13 protein-coding genes are annotated in these 14,822 nt (G+C 67.6%); 4 read left to right on the top strand and 9 right to left on the bottom strand.

Translation table 11 applies throughout. The features are described from left to right. Positions 1-5 precede the first annotated feature (5 nt). Positions 6-1,514, top strand: coding sequence for a glutamate--cysteine ligase (locus ACPXB3_RS19800; RefSeq protein ID WP_425706275.1), 1,509 nt, complete (start codon positions 6-8; stop codon positions 1,512-1,514). A gap of 97 nt (positions 1,515-1,611) precedes the next feature. On the opposite strand, the gene ACPXB3_RS19795 is transcribed toward ACPXB3_RS19800, so the two are convergent. The 4 genes from ACPXB3_RS19795 to ACPXB3_RS19780 form a co-directional block, all read right to left on the bottom strand. Further along, complete coding sequence (locus ACPXB3_RS19795; RefSeq protein ID WP_425729250.1) at positions 1,612-2,919, bottom strand: DUF222 domain-containing protein; 1,308 nt, start codon at positions 2,917-2,919, stop codon at positions 1,612-1,614. Positions 2,920-3,124: 205 nt separating this feature from the next. Then, a complete protein-coding gene (locus ACPXB3_RS19790) occupies positions 3,125-3,502 on the bottom strand; it encodes a hypothetical protein (RefSeq protein ID WP_425706276.1) in 378 nt (125 codons plus the stop codon). Beyond that, positions 3,499-4,722 (bottom strand): PepSY-associated TM helix domain-containing protein, encoded by a 1,224-nt coding sequence (locus tag ACPXB3_RS19785; RefSeq protein WP_425729248.1) that lies wholly within the window; start codon positions 4,720-4,722, stop codon positions 3,499-3,501. The genes ACPXB3_RS19790 and ACPXB3_RS19785 overlap by 4 nt, the downstream gene beginning before the upstream one ends. Before the next feature lie 178 nt (positions 4,723-4,900). After that, entirely contained in the window at positions 4,901-5,998 is a 1,098-nt protein-coding gene (locus ACPXB3_RS19780) for a diacylglycerol kinase (RefSeq protein ID WP_425706277.1), read from the bottom strand. 72 nt (positions 5,999-6,070) lie between these two features. Between ACPXB3_RS19780 and ACPXB3_RS19775 the strand changes: the two genes are divergently transcribed. Beyond that, positions 6,071-6,919, top strand: coding sequence for a glycerophosphodiester phosphodiesterase (locus tag ACPXB3_RS19775; protein WP_425729206.1), 849 nt, complete (start codon positions 6,071-6,073; stop codon positions 6,917-6,919). Positions 6,920-6,943: 24 nt separating this feature from the next. On the opposite strand, the gene ACPXB3_RS19770 is transcribed toward ACPXB3_RS19775, so the two are convergent. The 3 genes from ACPXB3_RS19770 to purL all read right to left on the bottom strand — a co-directional run bounded on the left by ACPXB3_RS19770 (position 6,944) and on the right by purL (position 10,954). Next, a complete protein-coding gene (locus ACPXB3_RS19770; RefSeq protein ID WP_425729204.1) occupies positions 6,944-7,750 on the bottom strand; it encodes a hypothetical protein in 807 nt (268 codons plus the stop codon). A gap of 105 nt (positions 7,751-7,855) precedes the next feature. Beyond that, positions 7,856-8,497, bottom strand: a complete 642-nt coding sequence (locus tag ACPXB3_RS19765) for a hypothetical protein (RefSeq protein WP_425729202.1) — start codon at positions 8,495-8,497, stop codon at positions 7,856-7,858. A 162-nt stretch (positions 8,498-8,659) separates the two neighbouring features. Continuing rightward, positions 8,660-10,954, bottom strand: a complete 2,295-nt coding sequence (gene purL / locus ACPXB3_RS19760) for a phosphoribosylformylglycinamidine synthase subunit PurL (protein ID WP_425729200.1) — start codon at positions 10,952-10,954, stop codon at positions 8,660-8,662. A 147-nt stretch (positions 10,955-11,101) separates the two neighbouring features. Between purL and eccA the strand changes: the two genes are divergently transcribed. Both eccA and ACPXB3_RS19750 read left to right on the top strand, forming a co-directional pair. After that, positions 11,102-12,904, top strand: coding sequence for a type VII secretion AAA-ATPase EccA (gene eccA / locus ACPXB3_RS19755; protein WP_425706282.1), 1,803 nt, complete (start codon positions 11,102-11,104; stop codon positions 12,902-12,904). Continuing rightward, complete coding sequence (locus ACPXB3_RS19750; RefSeq protein ID WP_425729198.1) at positions 12,901-13,350, top strand: hypothetical protein; 450 nt, start codon at positions 12,901-12,903, stop codon at positions 13,348-13,350. The genes eccA and ACPXB3_RS19750 overlap by 4 nt, the downstream gene beginning before the upstream one ends. 10 nt (positions 13,351-13,360) lie before the next feature. Here ACPXB3_RS19750 and ACPXB3_RS19745 read toward each other — a convergent pair whose 3' ends face one another. After that, on the bottom strand, positions 13,361-14,125 hold the full coding sequence (locus tag ACPXB3_RS19745) for a 3'(2'),5'-bisphosphate nucleotidase CysQ (RefSeq protein ID WP_425729196.1): 765 nt from the start codon (positions 14,123-14,125) through the stop codon (positions 13,361-13,363). 192 nt (positions 14,126-14,317) lie between these two features. After that, complete coding sequence (locus ACPXB3_RS19740) at positions 14,318-14,716, bottom strand: DUF1275 family protein (RefSeq protein WP_425729246.1); 399 nt, start codon at positions 14,714-14,716, stop codon at positions 14,318-14,320. Positions 14,717-14,822 lie beyond the last annotated feature (106 nt).

The raw sequence follows: 14,822 nt of genomic DNA, 5'->3' as shown, positions 1-14,822 counted from the left end.
GGTCCATGGGCACCGACGTGAGCGCACAGCAATTCACCGGGGCCGACCGCATGCGTTTCCGCACGCAGGTCGGCCGGGGCACCGAGGCGATCGCGCGGATGCTGGCCGAGGGGCTGTTCACCGACCACGGCCGGCCCCCCGAACCGCTGCTGGGCATGGAGGTCGAGCTCAACCTGGTCGACGCCGACATGAATCCGGCGATGGCCAACGCCGAGGTGCTCGACGCCATTGCCGACCCGGACTATCAGACCGAACTCGGCCGGTTCAACATCGAGATCAACGTTTCGCCGCGCCCCTTCGTCAGCGATGACACGATGTCGCTCGAGCAGGGGCTGCGCACCTCGTTGAACCGTGCCGAGCAGCGGGCGAGCCGGGTCGGTACGCATCTCGTCATGGTCGGCATGCTCCCCACCTTGGGCACCGAACACTTTGCCCGTCAATGGATTTCGACGAACCCGCGCTATGACTTGTTGAATCAGCAGATCTTCGCCGCGCGCGGCGAGGACATCGAGATCGACATCACCGGGATGCCGCTCGACGACCATCACGGCACCGAACGCCTGCACACGTCGACCGATTCGATCCTGCCCGAGGCCGCGTGTACGTCGCTGCAGTTGCATTTGCGCGTGGCGCCCGAGGACTTTGCGGCGCACTGGAATGCGGCGCAGGCGATCGCCGGCGTGCAGGTGGCACTCGCAGGTAACGCTCCGTTCCTGGCGGGGACCGCGCTGTGGCATGAGAGCCGGATCCCGGTCTTCGAGCAGGCCACCGACACCCGGCCGCTGGAGTTGAAGAATCAGGGGGTGCGGCCGCGCGTCTGGTTCGGCGAGCGGTGGATCAACACGATCTTCGATCTCTTCGAGGAGAACACCCGCTACTTCCCTGCGCTGCTGCCGGTCTCGACTGAGATCGATCCGCTCACCGAACTCGACGTCGGACGCATCCCGGCACTCGATGAGCTGCGCCTGCACAACGGCACCGTCTACCGATGGAACCGTCCCATCTACGAGGTCGTCGACGGCCAGGCGCATCTGCGCGTCGAGAACCGGGTGCTGCCCGCCGGACCGACCGTCGTCGACATCATGGCGAATGCCGCCTTCTACTACGGCGTCGTGCGCGGCCTGGTGGAGACCGACCGACCGCTGTGGTCGCAGATGTCGTTCAACGCCGCTGCCGAGAACCTGCAGGCCGGTGCCCGCGCAGGCCTTGAGTCGCAACTGTATTGGCCCGACGTCGGGTGGGTGCGCCCAGACGAACTGACCCTGCGCCGGCTGCTGCCCCTCGCCGACGACGGGCTGCAGGCCTTCGGGGTGTCGTCGAAGGCGCGTGACCGCTACCTCTCGGTGATCGAGGGTCGCTGTATCAGCCATCAGACCGGATCGGTGTGGCAGCGGCGCGCGGTGCAGGCCCGGGAAGCGGCCGGCGAGAACCGCGCCGACGCGCTGCGCGGGATGCTCGGCGACTATGTGACCTACATGCACGAGGGCGAGCCGGTGCACTCCTGGGCTGTCTGACCCCGGGCCGAAGCCCTATCTATGAAGTTCTCAAACAACAATTGCGGTCCCGGCGGACCGGGTGCAGGGGTCGGGAAGTCTTGTGGGTGAGCCTGTTTCAGGCAGCGCTGTCGAGTCGTGGCGTGCGTCGGTTGTAGGCCGGTTGTGGTCGCCGTCTGGGGTCGACGGTGGCGGGTGGGATCAGCCACGGATGTCGGTCGAAGCCCATCACCACATCCCAGTGATCATTCGGCCCGCTCGCTGCGCTCCCGGCGCCGGCTCTGTCATGGACGTCGTGATGGCATGCGGTGCACAGCAGGCAGCCGTTGTCGAGGTCGGTAGCCCCACCGTCAACCCATGACACGAGGTGGTGTGCCTGGGTGCGCGATGCGGGTGCACCGCATTTCACGCAGCACTTATCCCGCAGCAGCAAGGCTTTTCGCTGTGCCGGGGTGAACAGCCGCTTTTCGCGTCCGACGTTCAACGGCACCTCGTCGCCGTCGACGATGACGACGGTGATCCCGGCATCACAACCCAACGCTTTTGCCGTCGCAGGGGTCACCGATCCCATGAACTCCAAAGCGGAAAACTTCGGGGCATCAGCGGGGATGGTCAACAGGACCCCGCCGGTCGGTTTGCACGACACGGTCTCGTCAGCGAGACCCTTCTCGGCGAGCTCGAGAATGGATTCGAAGGCATCGGCGCGCCTGTGTTGTCCTGGCCGCGGATCATGCGAGCCGTCGGGTTGCGGTTTCGGCGCCGACAGCGCTTCGACGAGACTGTGCAGTTTTTCCCCGGCAACGGCATCGAGGTTGGCGCGTACATCGAGGCGGCCATCATCGGTTTTGTGGTAGCCGAGTTCGTTGATCGACTTGTCTTCGGCGGCAGGTTTGCCATCGTCGGTGTCGGCGGCGAGCTCATTCGCGATGGTACGGGCATGATCGGAGATCTGCGCCGGCGTCATGCCCGCCGACGACCACGACATCAGTGACATCAACTGTGCTGACCGCAGGTCGGCGTCGACGGGCTCGGCCGACCGCGATTCGATGTGCGACAGCCCCCGCACGATCGCGTCGGCGTGTTCGGACGAGATGGCGCCGTCGGCGGCCCGGCGCAGGAGTGGGTCGATGTCGGTGGCAGTACCGATCCGCACAAATCGCGAGGCGACCGCGGGCGCGCACCCCATCACGACCAATAGTTCCCGCAACCGGCGACCCTTGCCGTCGGCGACATCGAGGCGGTCAAGATCACCGGTCAACGTGGCCGCATGGTGGTCGGCGAGATTGCGGATCAGCAGAATCTGCTGCAGCGCGGCGTGTGCTTGCGGCCCGGTCACATCCGGGCCCGTGCGCAGCTCGGCGAGCAGGTCGACAACGCCGGCCAGAATAGCTGCGGTAACAGCGCTTTCAACAGTGGTGTCGACAATCATGGTGCCCCCCTTGGTGATCAATTCGATGTGTCCATACTACGCGAACCCACCGACAATCACCCACGATCTTGTCGGGATCTGTGGACCGAATACCGATTGTGGACAACATGTTTCGAGTCGCTATCGAAGGACGAATTCTGTCGGCCACGTGTGGTAGCGCACACCGGTGCATCGTCTGACCCACCGCGCCCGATGGCATGTTTCACCGACCGGCGCCGGACGGTCCGATCAGCCATACGGACTCGGTGCGCCAACACACGAAGGCGAGCAACGCGAGCACCACGGCGCGTACCACCGCCCCGGCGCGTGGACCGAGGTTCCCGGTCACCGGAATACCCAGTGCGGCAAGGCCGACCGCGGTGGCCGCATAGCCGAGGAACACCCCGGGACGTGCCGGTGCATCCCGGCCCAGCGCCCACATCACCAGACCGCCCGCCGTCCAGGCGATCACGGCGAGCGCCACAACCAAGGTCACCCGTGCCGGCCACGCCACCGACGACCGGGACACGAGCCCACGCAGCGACCACAAGGCCGCAACCAGACAGCTCACCGAAATACCCAGCGCCACCGAGGAGTTCATGCCGCGGACACCGGCGCGGCGGCACGCTCGCGGGTCCGGCGACGTCGCCGACGGGCGTTGCGTTGCCGAATCTGCCAGGTACTCAGCCCGGTGATCATGAGCATCAGCGGCGTCAGCCCGAAGACGAACCACAGGGCCCGCCACCACCCGTTCACCGACACCCCGTAGTGCAGCGTCGGCTGCGCCCAATCGTCGGCGATCGCATTGGAGACGGTCTTCGGCGCACCCGAGAACTCCTTGATCACCGCCGGGTCATGGGCGTCGACACCGAGCTCGCGGTTACCGTGATAAGTGGCACCGCCCGACCACAGATCCGATTCTCCGACAAGCAGATCCACCGAATAGTACTCCGCCCCCTCTGACGGCATGCCCACCCACGTTGCACGGGAACCCGGATAGTGCGCCTGCGCGGCATCGATGGCCTGATCGAGGGAGATCCGCGGGCCGTCGGCGGAGCCCGGCGCCGGCATGTCGTAGGCGTCGTCGGTGGGTGCGATGCCGCCGGTGGCCGCGTACCACACCTTGCCCACGCCGGAGATCTCGAAGTTCATCCCGGTCAGTCCCCAGATGAGCAGCGGGACGGCGGCGACGATGCCGATGACGTTGTGCAGGTCGGCGTCCCGGGCGAACCGCCCCTTGCCGACCCGGACGCGGAACCCGTTGCGCCAGCGCCGGAGTCCGGGATACCAGATGACGATGCCCGAGATCGCCAGGAACACCAGGAGCGCTCCGCTGACCCCGAGGAGCACGGCGCCCCAGGTCATGTCGGCGGTGAACCATCCCCAGTCGGCCATCACCGACGGCTTCGCCAGCCAGGCGACATATCCGGGATAGCCCTCACAGGTCAGGCCGCAGTCGTGCAGGTTGACCAGGAATCCCAGAATCCCGTCGTCGATGTTGCCGTGGCCGTTGATCTTTCCGGTGCCGGCATCGACCGCCCAGGTGCCGGCCGCGGTGTCGGACGAACTGATGAAATAGACGCCGTCCTTGAGCGACAGGTACGCGGCGTCGAAGGAGGGATCGGCGGCATGTACCGATGCCATGGCGCTGGTGAATCCCACCTGGTGGCCGGTGTCGGTGCTGGTGAACAGAGCGGACTTCGTGGCGCGTGCCAACTCGGGCTCGTACACGAGGATCGCGCCGCTGGTGCACACGACCACCAGTAACAAGCCCAGCACGATCGAACCCCAGCGGTGGCTGACGATCAGGGCGCGGCGGATCGGTTTTCGCGTGACGCGCCGGCGTCGGACGGCGGCGCGGCCGCGTGTGACCGGCGGGCTGACGACTTGCTCCGTGACCATGGCGGCAAAGGTTAGCATAACCAAAGTTAGATGGCTGCCGCCGCAACGCGCGTCCCGCTCGGACGTCGCCGGAACGGGTGGCGAACTGGCGGTCTGCCTACCCCAGGGCGGCCGACGCGGTCCGGGCCACGAGTCCCCTGCCCGTTATCAGCCCGAGGTCGAGCGCCGTGACGAGTCCGGGTTGCGCGTCCACCACGGCTGCAACCGAATTCACCAGTCGCATGGCCGTCACGATCATGCCGGAGACGTTGTGGTCGCCATGCTCACCCTGATGGGTGAATTCGACCGACATCTCCGGCTCGCCACTGATGTGGATGCGATAGCAGCCCTCCCCCTCCGCCGGGCGCGGCCAGTCCGGGCACTGCTCGGGGTGCGTGCGGGTGTAATGCTCTACGACGATCCGGTCCACCCCGCCGACCTGCCCGACGACCTCGAAATGCAATGCGGCCATGGTGGCTTCGGCGATTTCCACGGACAACGTCGAGTAGTCGCGGTCGGCGGCGACCCGCTCGTGCCGCTCGATCAGGGGTTCGTCGAGTGTCAGACCGAGTCCGGCGGCGAGTTGCCGGACGACGCTGCCCCAGCCCATGGCCAGGACACCGGGCATCAACAGCAGGGGCGTCGCGTCCATCGGTTGCCCGAATCCGAAGATGTCGCGCATGACCACGGGCTGGTAATACGTCGAGTAATCCGCGATCTCGAGACAGCGCACTTCGTCGATTCGCTGCGACAGGCTCGTCATGGCCAGTGGCAGCGCATCATTGGCGAATCCGGGATCGATGCCGTTCACGTGGAGACTGGCGTTGCCGGCGGTGCCGGCGGCCGTGATCCGGTCGAGGAGTTTCTGATCGAGGATGCCGTAGGGGAACTGCAGCACCACCGGGCCGCTCGACACCACGTTGATGCCGGCCTCGACGAACGAGATCAGGTCGTCGATGGCTTCGAAGATGCGGTCGTCGGTCATCGCTGTGTGCACGATGGCATCGGGGGCGAGCGCGATCAGGGCGTCGCGATCATTGGTCGCCGTCACCCCGAGTTCGCGACCGAGCCCGGCGAGTTCACCGGCATCCTTGCCGACCTTGGCCTGATCGGAGACCCACACACCGACCAGTTCGAGATCGGGATGGGCATCGATCCCGGCGATCGCATGCCGTCCGACGGTTCCGGTCGACCACTCCACCACGCGCAACGTCATGAGCCGAAACTAGAACACGTTTCACTTCGCTGTACACGTTTTCGCCAACTGACGCCGGTAGAGTGCGCCGCGATGAGTACCTCCGAGCCGGTCGCCGTCACGTCCGGCGGTCACCGCACCCGACTCAAATGGCATCGGGCCCGCAAGCATGCCGACGATGCGCCGTTCACCAGAAGTCGGATCGTCGAGGGCATGCGGGCCGGGGCGAGCGTGGAGGTGGACCTGCTGATCCACCGCGGGCAGGCAAACCCACCCGGCTTCGCGGTCCTGCACGATCAGACGCTCGACTCGGCGACCACCGGCACCGGCACCGTCGCCGCGGCGTCGGCGTCATATCTGCGGTCGTTATCGCTGCGGGACAACGAGGGCCGCCCCACCACGGAGAAGGTGCTGCTCCTCGACGATCTGGCCGGCCTGCTCACCGACGTCGACCCGAAAGCATTGCTGCAGTTGGATTTCAAGCAGTCCGCACCCGATCTCGACGCGCGGGTGGTCGAGCGGTTCGCCGAGGCCGTCGGCCCATTCGCGGGCAACGCAATTCTTTCATGTGAGGACGCGGAGGCGGTCCGCATCCTCACCGACGCGGCGCCCGGGCTACGGGTCGGATACGACCCGTGCCACCACGGTGCGGTCGATCGGGTGTTGCGGTGGCGGCGGTTTCGGCGTTTCGTCGAGAAGGCCGTCGCCGCGTCCCCGCGCGCCGACACCATCTACCTCGACAAGCGGCTGGTGCTGACCGCGGCGGACCGCGGTGTCGATCTGGTCGCCGAATTCCACGCCGCTGCACGACAAGTGGATGTCTACACATTCGCCGGTGCCGACGACCCGGGTATCACCCGCGCCGTCGGGTTGCGGGCCGATCAGATCACCGTCGACGATCCGGCGGGGGTGGCCGCCCGATTCGGTTCGGCCACAGACTGATCGGCGCGCGGGACGCTGATCAGATCAGCGCGCCTTGATCCATTCGGTGGTCGAAGGCAGCAGCACCAGGATCGCGGTGACGATCGGGAAGACCAGCCCCACGAATCCGAGTGCGCCCGTACCGAAGCCGCCGCTGACGCCGTTGTCGGACAGCGCGGCCCGGACGGCGATGCCCGCGATGGCACCGACGATGCCGAACACGATCGACACGGCGCAGCCGGCGACGACGAGGATCCGTCCGATCATCTTGTGCCGGAGCACTGCTACGCCACCCCAGATCAACAGCACCGCGAGGACGATGTCGATGATGATCTGGATCACGAGAATTGCCGAGTACCACCCGGGAATCTTGTCGAGTTCGCTGGAGGTGGTCAGCGCCGAGATCGCGACGATCACCGCGATCGCGCCGACGATACCCACGATGGCTCCCACACCACCGAGGAATGCCAGGACGGCCGCGGCTATCGCAGTCCCACTGGATGGCTTTGCGGCATACGGGTCTCCGAGAGGGTTTTGCGGGTAGGCGGGTTGACCATATGCGGGTTGCTGGCCGTACACGGGCTGCTGGCCGTAGACCGGTTGCTGTCCATAGGTCGGCTGCTGCCCATAGGTCGGCTGCTGCCCATAGGTCGGCTGCTGCTGTCCATAGGTCGGCTGCTGCTGTCCATAGGTCGGCTGCTGCTGTCCGTAGACGGGCTGGTCAGGGGAAGACTGGCCAGGAGCCGGGGGTTGCGGGACGCCGCCGTAGACCGTCTTGTCCCACGGTGACGAGCCCGGGTTGGATTGCTGACCGTACGGCTGCGACCCGGGGTCGTCGGGTGGAGTGGTCATGGTGGCGGGGCCTCTCTGTTGGTTCGGTGCCGGCCATCGCGGGGTATTCACGACAGCACAACGACGATGCGATTCGCTCCATCGAAGCACACGAGCCCGGCGCAGTCACCAGCGCGGAGGCCCGCTCGGCACCGGACCGCGTTGCGGACGTGCTCGTAGCCACCGGGACGTCGACGGCAACAACGCGAGGACCGCGGTGACGATCGGGAAGACGAGAAGCAGGAGGTCGAGGACACCAAGGTTGGGGACGTGGGGCAGTCCCTGCGTCCCCATGATCAGTCCCTGCGTCACCATGATGGAGTCGGGCCCGGGTACGCCGTAGGCGACCATCCAGTACACGCACCATCCCAGAAACTGGAGCACATAGAGCCCGGCGCCGACGACGACGAGGATCCGGCCGGCGGGGCGTCGGACGAGGACGAGGACTCCCCCGGCCCCAAGGAGCCCGAGCATGATCACCAGCAGGATGAGGGCGAGGGCTTGCGCGGGACTGCCATACCGGAGCACCTCGAAGTGGTGGCTGGCGTTCCACACCACGACCAGGCCGAGGTCCAGCAGCATGTAGAGCGCGCCGAGAATGGCGAGCGCCGCAGTCGCGTACGCGGTACCGGGTGCCGCCTGCCGCTGCGGCTGGGCACCAAACGGATTCTGGCCGTAGACATTCGGCCCATATCCCGGGTGCTGCTGCCCGTATACGGGTGGCTGGCCGTACGGCTGCGGTCCCGAGCCGCCGATCGGAGCGGTCATGTGACAGGGCCTCTCTGTTGGTTCCGTGCCGGCCATCGCGAGGTCTCCACGACAGCACGACAGCACTGCGGTGCCGCCATCGAAGCACACGAGCCCGGCGCGGTCACCGACGCGCAGGTCGGCCCGGCACCGAGAACGCCGGACGGCGCATACCCCCGCGGCTCACCCGAACAGCCGCGGAAGCGTTCCTTCGTAGACCTCGCGGAGTTCGTCGAGCGGCACCTCGAACTGGTCCTGGACGCTGACGGCGTCGCTGCCCTGATCGACCACGCCGATGCGCGTCCACGGCATGCCGCGGGCGTCGAGCATCGCCACGAAGCGCGACTCCTCGGTGCGCGGCACCGCCACCAGCACCCGCCCGGACGATTCGGAGAACAACCAGACGAAGGGGTCGGCGTCCTCGGGCAACAGGACGCGGCAGCCGGTCTCCCCGGCAAGGGCCGATTCGACGACTGTCTGGATCAGGCCGCCCTCGGAGATGTCGTGGGCGGCCGAGACCAGTCCGTCACGCGAGGCCGCGGTGAGGATGTCGCTCAGCAGCTTCTCGTGATCGAGGTCCACCGACGGCGCCACCCCGCCGAGGTGATCGTGGGCGACCTGCGCCCAGATCGAGCCGTCGAACTCGTCGCGGGTCTGTCCGAGGAGGATGAGGGTCTCCCCGGGCTCGGTGCCGAAGCCGGTGGGCAGGCGGCGCGCGACGTCGTCGAGGACGCCGAGCACACCGACGACCGGCGTCGGCAGGATCGCGGTCGCGCCGGTCTGGTTGTAGAAGCTCACGTTGCCGCCGGTCACCGGGATGCCCAGCTGTGCACACCCGTCGGCGAGCCCACGGACCGCCTGCTGGAACTGCCACATCACCGCCGGGTCCTCGGGTGACCCGAAGTTGAGGCAGTTGGTGACGGCCTTGGGCGTGGCGCCCGACGCGGCGACGTTGCGGTAGGCCTCGGCCAGCGCGAGCTGTGCGCCGCGGTACGGGTCGAGGTAGGTATAGCGGCCCGACGCGTCGGTGGCCAGCGCGATGCCGCGGCCGGTGCGCTCGTCGATGCGGATCACGCCCGAGTCGGCGTTCTCGGCGAGCACGGTGTTGCCACGCACGTACCGGTCGTACTGCTCGGTGATGAACTTGCGGCTGCACAGTGCCGGGGAGGCTAGCATCGTCAGCAGCGTCGCCCGCAGCTCGTCGGCGGTCGCGGGCCGCGCCAGCGACGCCGTGGTCGACGCGGAGACCTCGTCCTGCCAGTCCGGCCGCGCCACCGGACGCTCGTAGACGGGCCCCTCGTGGGCGACGGTGCGCGGGGGCACGTCGACGACGGTCTCCCCGTGCCAGGTGATCTCGAGGCGGTCGCCGTCGGTCACCTCACCGATCACCGTGGCCAGCACATCCCACTTGCGGCACACGGCCATGAACGCCTCGACGTTCTCCGGGGCCACCACCGCACACATCCGCTCCTGCGATTCGCTGGAGAGCACCTCGGCGGGCGTCATGCCGACCGCGCGCATCGGCACCTGCTCCAGGTCGATGCGCATGCCGCCATCGCCGGCAGCAGCCAATTCGGAAGTGGCGCAAGACAAACCGGCTCCACCGAGATCCTGGATGCCGATCACGAGCCCGGCGTGATAGAGCTCCAGACAGCATTCGATGAGCACCTTCTCGGTGAACGGGTCACCGACCTGCACGCTCGGCAACTTCTTGCGATTGGGACCCGCAGCGTCACCGCTGTCGTCGAAGGTCTCCGACGCCAGCACCGACACCCCGCCGATGCCGTCGAGCCCGGTGCGCGCACCGAACAGGATGATCTTGTTGCCTGCGCCGCTGGCGAAGGCCAGGTGCAGGTCCTCGGTGCGCAGCACGCCCGCGCACAGCGCGTTGACCAGCGGATTGCCGGCGTAGCTGGCGTCGAACACGGTCTCCCCGCCGACGTTGGGCAGGCCGAGCGAGTTGCCGTAGCCGCCGACCCCGCGCACCACCCCGTCGACGACGCGGCGGGTGTCGGGGGCGTCGGCCGGGCCGAAGCGCAGCTGGTCCATCACCGCGATCGGCCGGGCGCCCATCGCCATGATGTCGCGGACGATGCCGCCGACACCGGTCGCCGCGCCCTGATACGGCTCGACATAACTCGGATGGTTGTGGGACTCGACCTTGAACGTCACCGCCCAACCGTCGCCGACGTCGACGACGCCGGCGTTCTCACCGATCCCGGCGAGCATCCCCGACCGCATCTCGTCGGTGGTCGTCTCGCCGAAGTAGCGCAGATGCACCTTCGACGACTTGTAGGAGCAGTGCTCGGACCACATCACCGAATACATCGCCAGCTCGGCGTCGGTGGGACGGCGTCCGAGGATCTCGCGGATGCGCTCGTACTCGTCGTCCTTGAGGCCGAGCTCTCGGTAGGGCTGGGGATGATCGGGCGTCTGGGCGGCTGCGGTGACGGTGTCCACCTGAGTCTGATCGCTCACCAGGCCATTCTAGACGTGCACCCCGACGCCCCACCCACCGCCGATCCGCCGGCGTCGGTGCCGTCGTCGCGCATCACCCCACGGTGACGCGCACCACCGATTACGCTGTCTGCGGGACCGGCTGGGGCCGGCATAGGGGGAGGTTCGATGATCGACGTCGGTAGGGCACGGCAGCTGTTCGAACTCGGTGTGCTGTCGATGGGTATTCCGGTCGAGGGCACCGAACCGATCGACAATCCGGAGCAGGCCGCGCTCGCGTTCACCCGGGCGACCGAGTGGGATCCCGGCATGGCCGATGCGTGGATCGGGCGGCTCGCATGCGGGCCGGCCGCCACCGGCGGCTCCGGTGACGGGGTGAACGAGGCCCTGCTGGCGATCTACCGCAATCGCGACGCGCTCGGTCGCGAGCAGCGGCGGCTCGGGCTGCCGCCGGGACTCCTCGTCGGCCGCTGGTACACGGGGATGTTCATCGACTACCCCCTCATCGACGCCGACCACGCCACCGCCGCCTACGCCGCCACCCTCATCCGCGGCCACGACCTCGCCGGGGCGGCCGAGGTGCTCGCGCAGATCCGCGCCGGCTCCCCCATCGTCGAATTCATGACGGCCGTCCTGCATTTCTCGGCGCAGCGCTGGCCGGACGTCCTGACCGCGCTGCCGCATGCCGACACCTGGACCGACGACTATCTGCGGACCGCCGCGGACTACATGGGCGGCAGCGCCTGTGTCCAGCTGGGCATGTTCGGTGAGGGGTCGCGCCGTCTGCAGCGAGCCGTCGACGGTCCGATCGCCGCCTGTGCGACCCGTGCCCTGTTCGCCCTCGGCCTCGCCCTCCGCGAGGAGGGCCAGGAAGACAAGGCGCGCAATGCCTTCGAGCAGGCGTTTGCGCGTGATCCGGCATTCGGTGCGGCGGGCGAGGCGATGCGCAGTCCGACGATCCGGCTGAGCGTCACCAGCGCCGAGCAGATCGAGGCCCGCAGCGACCGGTGGGATCCGGCGTCCGTGCCCGCCCCGGACACGTCGTCGGGCTCGGCGCCCGGATCCGAGGACCTCGTGACGCAGGCCCAGCAAGAACTCGACGCCCAGATCGGACTCGCCTCGGTCAAAGAGCAGGTGGCCAAGCTGCAGTCGGCGGCCACGCTGGCGAGGATCCGCGCCGACCGCGGACTGTCGACGTCGGCGCGCAGCCTGCACCTGGCATTCACCGGACCACCCGGCACCGGCAAGACCACCGTCGCCCGCGTGATCGCCAAGCTGTACTGCGGACTCGGATTCATCAAGTCCGACAAGGTGATCGAGGCGACGCGCCGCGACCTCGTCGGTGAACACCTGGGTTCCACCGCCATCAAGACCGCGGCGCTCATCGACTCCGCGATGGACGGTGTCCTGTTCATCGACGAGGCCTACACCCTGATCCAGCAGGGACTCTCCGGCGGTGACGCGTTCGGTCGCGAAGCCGTCGACGCGCTGCTCGCCCGGATGGAGGACGACCGCGATCGGCTCGTCGTGATCATTGCCGGCTACGACGCCGAGATCGACCGCTTCCTCGCGGCGAACGACGGGTTGGCCTCACGCTTCGCACGCCGTATCCGGTTCGAGTCCTACACACCCGAAGAACTGGCGCGCATCGGCGAATTCATCGCCGCCCGCCGCGACTCGATCCTCACCGAGGACGCCGTCGCCGAACTCGAGCAGGCCTGCACACCGATGTATCACGATGTGCGCCGGCATGCCTCGGGTCCGCAACGGGCCACCGACCTGGCCGGCAACGGACGGTTCATCCGCAATGTCATCGAGGCGGCCGAAGAGGAACGCGAACACCGGCTGTCGGCGACGGGCGATCTCGAGTCGCTCTCACACGAGCAGCTGATGCGTATCGAGGTCACCGACCTGCGTGCCGCGTTGACGTCGGTGCTGTCGGGGCTGGCACCGGCGAGGAGTCACGCATGACCACAGGGACATCCATGAGGACCCGCCGAATCCGGGTGGCAATGATCGCGCTCGCCGCGGTGGTGTTCGCGGCGGTGCCCGCGTGCACCGTCAGCGGCGACCCGGTGGCCGACCCGGCCGCCGCGTCGATCTCCACGACGACCACCGACCCCGACGCCACCACCGACTCCCCAGCTCCCGATGCGACAGAACCGGATTCGACCGAACCCGATTCGAGCACCGACGCACCGATCAGCGACGTGCCCGCGCCACCGAACGCAACGACGATGACGTGCAGCCAGTTCGTGACACTCGATCGGTCGACCCAGGCGGCGGTGTTGCGCGCCAACGGCGCCACCGCCGACAGCACCCGACTCGGGGTGGCCATCGACATCTACAACTCCGTGTGTCCCGGCTACCCCGGTGCGCTCATCGCCGACCTCGTCGCCGGACGCCTACCGAACTGACCGAAGGTTCTCAACCAGCAGCGGTCACCGCGATGATCTGCTCGGTGAGTTCGGGACGGCAGATCACCAGGTCGGGAAGATAGGTGTCGTCGCGGTTGTACACCAGCGGCGAGCCGTCGATGCGCCCGCACCACAAGCCTTTTGCCTGTGCCACGGCGACCGGCGCCGCCGAGTCCCACTCATACTGGCCACCGGAGTGCACGTAGGCGTCGGCCTCGCCGCGCACCACCGCCATCGCCTTGGCCCCCGCCGACCCCATCGACAGCACCTCGCCGCCGATGGCGTCGGCCACCGGCTGCGAGAAGGCCGGTGGCCGTGAGCTGCTGACGACCACCCGCGGCCGGTCACCCTTCGGTGAACTCGCCAGACCTGTTGTCGGCGGGACCGGCCCGGGATCGTCGACGTAGGTGACGCCCAGCGCCGGCAACGCCACCGCACCCGCGATCAGGCCGCCGCCGTCTGCCGACGACCACAGCGCCACGTGCACCGCCCAGTCGGCCCGGTCGCCCTTGCCGTATTCGCGGGTGCCGTCGACCGGATCGACGATCCACACCCGTGCGGCGCTCAGCCGCGACTTGTCGTCGGCCGACTCCTCGGAGAGCACCGCGTCGTCGGGTCGTTCCTCGGCCAGCCGGCGAATCAGCAGTTCGTTGGACCGCTGGTCGCCTGCGTCACCGAGTTCCTTACCCGCCAGTCCGCTGTTCGCGCGGATATCGAGCAGCAAACGCCCTGCCGCGGTGGCCAGTTCGCCCGCGAGTGCGCGGTCGTCGTCCATACTCGTCTCCCACTTCGATGTCCGTGACCTTCGCTACTCTAATCGGGAACCGAGACCGATGGTCTCGGCGTGGGCCGCAATACTCAACGCCTTCGATCCACGTACGGGGTGGAACGACTACCGCTGCCGTTCGTCGAGGATGAACAGTGCCAGAGTCAGGGCCAGCAGGGCAGCTGGTATCCAAGCGGAGTGTTAATGCCATGCCAGGGTGGCGAACGCCCCGATGACGGCCCCGCCCGCGAAGATCCCGATCACCCGTACGTAGATCCCGAATGCTGTGATGGCAACGGGGTCTTTGTCGATGACACCGCCGAAAGCCGACTCTACGAGGCGCATGAGGTTCCCGGTGGTCGCGATCGCGACGTAATTGAAGTCGCCGATGTTTCTGAACAGACCCAGTTGTACACCGGCCATGAAAGCGATCGGGACGGTGACGTAGCTGTGCGGAACGGTCAGTGGCACACATCCTGCAGCGAGCAGGACCAGGGCTTGCGCTGCCATCACCCACCGAAGGGGGTGCGGCAGCACGTGGTCGATGCGCCCAGATTTGATGAGCGCATACACGAACACACCCAGGGCGAATGCGGCGATAGGGGCTCTTCGAGGTGAGCGGGCAGTGTCTGGTCAGAGGGCTGGCGTGTCGTTGAGGTGAGACGCCCCTGGTCTCCGGAAATCTGGATGTTGCGAAACATTCCGA

This window comes from Gordonia sp. DT219, assembly GCF_049847065.1.
Classification (GTDB): Bacteria; Actinomycetota; Actinomycetes; order Mycobacteriales; family Mycobacteriaceae; genus Gordonia.
This window is presented reverse-complemented; position numbering and strand designations above follow the sequence as displayed.

Bases quoted from the DNA above. Each gene is read 5' to 3' on its own strand.
- ACPXB3_RS19750 (WP_425729198.1), top strand. From the start codon at position 12,901: ATGACCACAGGGACATCCATGAGGACCCGCCGAATCCGGGTGGCAATG.
- ACPXB3_RS19790 (WP_425706276.1), bottom strand. From the start codon at position 3,502: ATGAACTCCTCGGTGGCGCTGGGTATTTCGGTGAGCTGTCTGGTTGCG.
- eccA (WP_425706282.1), top strand. From the start codon at position 11,102: ATGATCGACGTCGGTAGGGCACGGCAGCTGTTCGAACTCGGTGTGCTG.
- ACPXB3_RS19765 (WP_425729202.1), bottom strand. From the start codon at position 8,497: ATGACCGCTCCGATCGGCGGCTCGGGACCGCAGCCGTACGGCCAGCCA.
- ACPXB3_RS19745 (WP_425729196.1), bottom strand. From the start codon at position 14,125: ATGGACGACGACCGCGCACTCGCGGGCGAACTGGCCACCGCGGCAGGG.
- ACPXB3_RS19800 (WP_425706275.1), top strand. From the start codon at position 6: ATGGGCACCGACGTGAGCGCACAGCAATTCACCGGGGCCGACCGCATG.
- ACPXB3_RS19780 (WP_425706277.1), bottom strand. From the start codon at position 5,998: ATGACGTTGCGCGTGGTGGAGTGGTCGACCGGAACCGTCGGACGGCAT.
- ACPXB3_RS19775 (WP_425729206.1), top strand. From the start codon at position 6,071: ATGAGTACCTCCGAGCCGGTCGCCGTCACGTCCGGCGGTCACCGCACC.
- ACPXB3_RS19770 (WP_425729204.1), bottom strand. From the start codon at position 7,750: ATGACCACTCCACCCGACGACCCCGGGTCGCAGCCGTACGGTCAGCAA.